At 73.8% G+C, this 5,678-nt stretch carries 3 protein-coding genes and 1 pseudogene; 1 reads left to right on the plus strand and 3 read right to left on the minus strand.

Annotation, left to right across the window (positions count from 1 at the left end; genetic code table 11):
* The 3 genes and pseudogenes from ABWK99_RS12995 to ABWK99_RS13005 all read right to left on the minus strand — a co-directional run.
* Positions 1-952: pseudogene (locus ABWK99_RS12995) on the minus strand (hypothetical protein); the annotation flags it as partial.
* A 7-nt stretch (positions 953-959) separates the two neighbouring features.
* On the minus strand, positions 960-2,024 hold the full coding sequence (locus ABWK99_RS13000; RefSeq protein ID WP_372595127.1) for a glycosyltransferase family 4 protein: 1,065 nt from the start codon (positions 2,022-2,024) through the stop codon (positions 960-962).
* A 43-nt stretch (positions 2,025-2,067) separates the two neighbouring features.
* Positions 2,068-2,880, minus strand: coding sequence for a universal stress protein (locus tag ABWK99_RS13005; protein WP_372595128.1), 813 nt, complete (start codon positions 2,878-2,880; stop codon positions 2,068-2,070).
* 128 nt (positions 2,881-3,008) lie between these two features.
* On the opposite strand from ABWK99_RS13005, the gene ABWK99_RS13010 reads away from it, so the two are divergent.
* Positions 3,009-5,465, plus strand: coding sequence for a glycoside hydrolase family 65 protein (locus ABWK99_RS13010; protein WP_372595129.1), 2,457 nt, complete (start codon positions 3,009-3,011; stop codon positions 5,463-5,465).
* The last annotated feature ends 213 nt before the right edge of the window (positions 5,466-5,678 follow it).

Genomic DNA, 5,678 nt, shown 5'->3' on the forward strand with positions numbered 1-5,678 from the left:
ACCCGTCCGCCTCCGCCCGCAGGACGACGACCCCCGGGCGCGCACCGGCAGCGAACCGCAGGCCCGCGATCCCGCCGGCGGGAGCGGCGAGCCGCCAGAGCACGCCCGAGCGCAGGTCGAGGACCGCGCGGTCCTCGGACCGGGACGCCGGGACGGCCGAGGTGTCCAGCATCGTCCACACCGGCCCGGGCAGCAGGCGCTCCTCGGCTCCGGCGCCGTCGTACACCCCGGCCGCCACGACCCCCGCACCCTCGGCCGGCCCGTCCTCGGCGCACGCTCCGCGCGTCCCGAAGCCCCCGCTCGCCAGGGTGAGCAGCGACTGGCGGGCGCGACGGCCGACGCCCTCGGGGCTCAGCGTCCACCCGGGCAGGTCGTCGAACCGGGGCATCGCCCCGGCGCGGTGCCGACGGAGCTCCTCGGCGAGCACGCGCACGACCGACGCGCCGACCGCCGGCAGGGTCCCGTCCTCAGCCGCTGGCTCGTCCTCGACCGCCGTCCCGTCCCCGACCGCGAGCCGGTCCCCGACCGCGAGCCCGTCCCCGACCGCGAGCACCAGGCCGGGCCCGATGCCGAGCGCCGCGAGGTGGGCCGTCGCCCAGGCCAGGGCTCCCTCCTCGCCGCCGGGTGGGGCCGGCGCTCCGGTGACGCGGCGCGCACGGCCCGCCGCGCCGCGCACGGGGCGCGGGCCGTCCACCGTCACCCGGTAGGGCGTGGGCCGGGCGCCGACGCACAGGTGCAGCGAACCCGGCCCACCGGGGCGTGCACCCAGCGACCGGTCGGCCTGTTCGATCTCGGGCCCGCCCACCACGACGATCTCGACGCCCAGCGCGCACAGGCCCTCGATCAGCCGGGCGAGACGACGCCGGGCACCCGGGCCGAGCGCGGCCACGTTCCGCCCGCCGAGCAGGACGGCGGCAGCGGTGCCCACCGTCGACGGGTCGGGCGTGTCCACGGCCCGCTCACCTCACGGCGCCGACGGGCCGCGGGTCGCCGGACCCGGTGCTCCCGCGCGACGGGGACGGGGGTCGGAGCCCGCGTGGGCGTCCGGGCAGGAGCCGCTCGTACTGCTCGAGGTAGAGCCGGACCATGCGCTCCATCGAGAAGCGGCGTTCGACGTCACGCCGGCAGTCCGCCCGGTCGATCTCGTCGAGGCGGGCGACGCACCGCGCGAGTTCCTCCTCGTCGCCCCGCAGGAATCCCGTCTGCCCGTCGCGCACGATCTCCGGTGCCGCCCCGTCGGGGAAGGCGAGGACGGGGGTGCCGAAGGCCAGCGCCTCGACCATCACCAGACCGAAGGGCTCGGGCCAGCTGATCGGGTTGAGCAGCGCACCCGCCCCCCGGAGCAGCTCGGCGCGACCGGACGGGCCGATCTCCCCGAGGTACTCGACATCCGGGGACAGCAGCGGCGCGACCACGCGGTCGAAGTACTCGCACTCGGCCTCCTCGCGCATCTTGGCCGCGAACCGCAGCGGGCGGCCGGCCGCACGGGCGATGCGGATCGCCCGGTGCAGGCCCTTGCCGTGACCCATCCGTCCGAGGAACGCGAGATACCCGCCGTCCCCCTCCCCGACGGGGAAGCCGCTCAGGTCGAGGCCGTGGTAGATCACCCGGGCGAAGGGCAGCTCCGGGGCCGAGCGTCGCTGGGACTGCGAGATCGCGACGAGCGGCACGGTCCGCGCGATCCGGCGGTAGAGCAGCCGCAGCTCAGGGGTGAAGGCCCCGTGGCAGGTGGTGAGGATCGGGACTCCGCCGCGCCCGCCGAAGGCCAACGGTCCGAGCGTGGTGTGGTCGTGGATGACGTCGACGTCCGCGAGCGCCGCGTAGGCCGCGACGACCTGGACGGCTTCGGCCTCGGTCCTGCCCATCGGCCGGACCGGCTGCTCGTACCACCAGGCCTTGGGCACCGGACTCGTCGACGAGCCGACGCTGAAGAGCCGCACGTCGACGCCCGCCTGCCGCAGCCCGCGCGACAGGACGTCGACGACCCCTTCGGTGCCCCCGTACCCGATCGGCGGAACAGGCACGAACGGTGCTGCCACCATCCCGACGCGCATGGCTCCCCCTGCCTCAGCCGCGGTCCGCCGGAACCCGCCAGTGCTCCCGGTACGCCGCAGGCGACAGCGCGGAGTGCACAGGGAAGAGCAGGACGGGAAGGCAGAGGCGTTCGATCGTGTGCTGGACCGTGAGCGCGTGGCCGGGCGAGAGGTCGCGCGACCAGCCCATCACCACCAGCTCGGCGTTCTCGGCCGCGGCGGCCGCCGCGATGACCTGCCCGGGGTCCCCGCGACGCAGCTCGAGCCGGAGCCGGCGGCCCCGCAGGTGCTCGGCGAGGAACTCCCCGCGCCAGGCCCCCGCGGAGTGGGAGCCGTGGTCCCAGAACACCGGCACCGAGCTCACGTCGATCACGTGCAGCACCACGAGGTCCACGCCCGCGCCGCCCAACAGCTCCGTCGCCGGTTCGACGGCGGCCGTCGACTCCGGACCGCCGTCCAGCGGGAGCAGCGCCCGACGCAGGCTCCGGCGTCCCGGCGGGAACGACCCGACCGGGACGACGACGAGGGGGCGCTGCACCGAGGACATCAACGCCGTGGCGATCCGTCCCATCGGCCGCTCGCAGGAGCCCGCGCCCGTCGCCCCGATGACGCCGAGGGCGACCTCGGCCCCGGCCATGGCCCGGGCGATCACGTCGGCCGGATCGCCGTCGAGGACGTCCAGGCGCAGGCCTGCCGACGACGCGGCGACCTCGAGTCCCGCGACGGTCCCCGTCCCCACGTGCAGAGCCGTGGGTGACGCCTGGAGCAGACCGGCGAAGACCACCGCCGCCCTCATCACCTCGGGGGCGACGGGACTGGCATCGACGGCCGCCAGCACGGTGGCCATCTCTCCACGATACGTCCGCTGGCCGGGTTCGCGCCGAGCGAGACGGGGCCCTCGCCCGCCGGGCCGGCAGACGTGCCAGGGTGGTCGAAGGGCACCGTGGCGCCCGGGCGCTCGACGAGGAGGGGCCGATGACCGCAGGTCCGTGGCGGCTGCGCTACGAGGGCTACGACCCGACGGAGGAACCCCTGCGCGAGGCCTTGTGCTCGCTCGGGAACGGGTACCTCGGGTCACGGGGCGCCGCTCCCGAGTGCGCCGCGGGTGGCGCGCACTACCCGGGCACCTACCTGGCGGGCGTCTTCAACCGGCTGGCCGAGACGTTCCACGGGACGACGGTGAGCAACGAGTCGATCGTCAACCTGCCGAACTGGCTCGTGCTCCGCTTCCGCACGCCAGGTCAGGACTGGTACTCGCCGGACGAGATGCCTCCCGAGGAGTACTACCTGGAGCTGGACCTCCGTCGGGGGATCCTCGCCCGGGGCCTGACCTGGGTGGATGCCGAGGGCCGGCGGACCGGCGTCACCCAGCGTCGGATCGTGCACATGCGCCACCCGCACCTGCTCGCGCTGGAGACCACCTTCGTGGCGGAGAACTGGAGCGGCGAGCTCGTCGTGCGCAGTGCCCTGGACGGGCGGGTGGGGAACACCCTCGTGACGCGGTACCGCGATCTGGCTCACCACCACCACGACCCTGTCCGCCAGGAGGAGGTCGACTCCGAGACGGTGCTGCTCCAGGTGGAGACCACGCAGTCCCTGGTCCGGGTGGCCCAGGCCGCCAGGACGAGAGTGCACCGCAACGGCGATCGGCCACAGGTCGCCCGCACGCTCGTCGGCGACCACGGCTGGATCGGCCACGACCTCACGGTCCCGGTCGAGGAAGGCCGGCCGGTGACCGTGGAGAAGGTCGTCGCCGTCCACGCGGGCGGCGACCGGGCGATCTCCGAGAGCGCGGAGGCCTCCGTGCGCGCGGTGCAGCGTGCCGGTCGCTTCGACGACCTGGTGGACAGCCACGCCTCGCGGTGGAGCGCGCTGTGGGAGCGCTTCGGCACGGAGCTGGTCGGCACCACCGACTCCGTCCGGCAGGCGCTCAACCTGCACACCTTCCACACACTGCAGACCGTCTCACCGAACTCGATGGACCTCGACGTGGGCGTCCCCGCCCGAGGGCTCTGCGGGGAGGCCTACCGGGGGCACATCTTCTGGGACGAGATCTTCGTCCTGCCGTTCCTCGACCTCCGGCTGCCCGCGCTCAGCCGGAGCCTGTTGATGTACCGCTACCGGCGGCTCGACGAGGCTCGCCACCGCGCGGCCGCGGCCGGCCACAGAGGCGCGAACTACCCGTGGCAGTCGGGAAGCGACGGCCGCGAGGAGACCCAGCAGCTGCACCTGAACCCCCGCTCGGGCCGGTGGCTGCCCGACCACAGCAGCCTGCAGCGGCACGTCAACCACGCCGTGGCGTTCAACGTCGTCCACTACACGCAGACCACCGGCGATATGGACTTCCTGCGCTACCGCGGCGGGCCCATGCTCATCGAGATCGCGCGGTTCCTGGTCTCGATCACCAGCTACGACCGATCCCTCGACCGCTACCGGATCCGGGGCGTGGTGGGCCCTGACGAGTTCCACGACCGCTACCCCGGTGCGGCCGAGCCGGGCCTGGACGACAACGCCTACACCAACGTGATGACGGTCTGGCTGCTCAAGCAGATCCGTGAGCTGCTCGAGCAGCTCCCCGCGCACCACCGCGCCGACCTGTGGGAGGAGCTCGGGCTCTCGGCCGGCGAGCTGGACCAGTGGGAAGCCGTCACCCGCAAGATGTTCGTGCCGTTCCACGACGGCGGGATCCTCAGCCAGTTCGACGGCTACGAGCGCCTCGAGGAGCTCGACTGGGACGGCTACCGGCGCCGCTACGACTCCATCCAACGGCTGGACCGCATCCTGGAGGCCGAGGGCGACGACGTGAACCGCTACAAGGCGGCGAAGCAGGCCGACACGCTCATGCTCTTCTACCTGCTGTCCGCGGAGGACCTGGTCGAGGTCTTCGCGCGCCTCGGGTACGACTGGGACACCTCCCAGATCCCCCGGACCATCGAGTACTACGCGGCCAGGACCTCGCACGGCTCGACGCTCTCCGGGATCGTCCACTCCTGGCTGCTCGCCCGGCTCCACCGCGAGGACTCGTGGCGGATCTTCACGCACGCCCTCGACAGCGACATCGCCGACACCCAGGGCGGCACCACCGCCGAAGGGATCCACCTCGGGGTCATGGCCGGTTCCCTCGACCTGCTGCAGCGCGGCTATGCGGGGATCGCGATCCGCCACGACGTGATCTGGCTCGAACCCGCGCTGCCGGCCGAGGTCGATCGGCTCGCCTTCCCGTTGCACTTCCGTGGCCATCGCCTGAGCGTCGACATCGAGAAGCAGACCCTGACGGTCAGCGCCCCGCCCTCGCACCTGCCCGCCGTGCGCGTCGGCCACCACGGGACCGTGCACACCCTCACGGCCGGCGGCAGCGTGACCATCGAGCTCGAAGGGCACCCGGAGGTCCGGGCGGACGCCGACGACGGGGACGCGGACCCGTGGGGCTGAGGCCGGGAGCGGGCGGGCGGCTGGGGACCCCGGGGCCCGGGGCGAGCGCGTAGCCTCATCCTCGGCGTGAGAACCGGTCGGGTGTCGCCCCAGCCTTGTCCCGAGGGAGTGCCCGACCGATCTCCTCGCCGCCCGGGCCTCGGGGCCTAGGGGAATTAGTTCTGACCTGGGAAGAAACCGCTGACCTGGGAGACCGAGCCAGTCGATCTTGGG

The organism is Actinotalea sp. (assembly GCF_041597215.1).
Lineage (GTDB): Bacteria > Actinomycetota > Actinomycetes > Actinomycetales > Cellulomonadaceae > Actinotalea.

Coding starts and splice junctions, on each gene's coding strand:
- ABWK99_RS13005 (WP_372595128.1), bottom strand. CDS start 2,880: ATGGCCACCGTGCTGGCGGCCGTCGATGCCAGTCCCGTCGCCCCCGAG.
- ABWK99_RS13010 (WP_372595129.1), top strand. CDS start 3,009: ATGACCGCAGGTCCGTGGCGGCTGCGCTACGAGGGCTACGACCCGACG.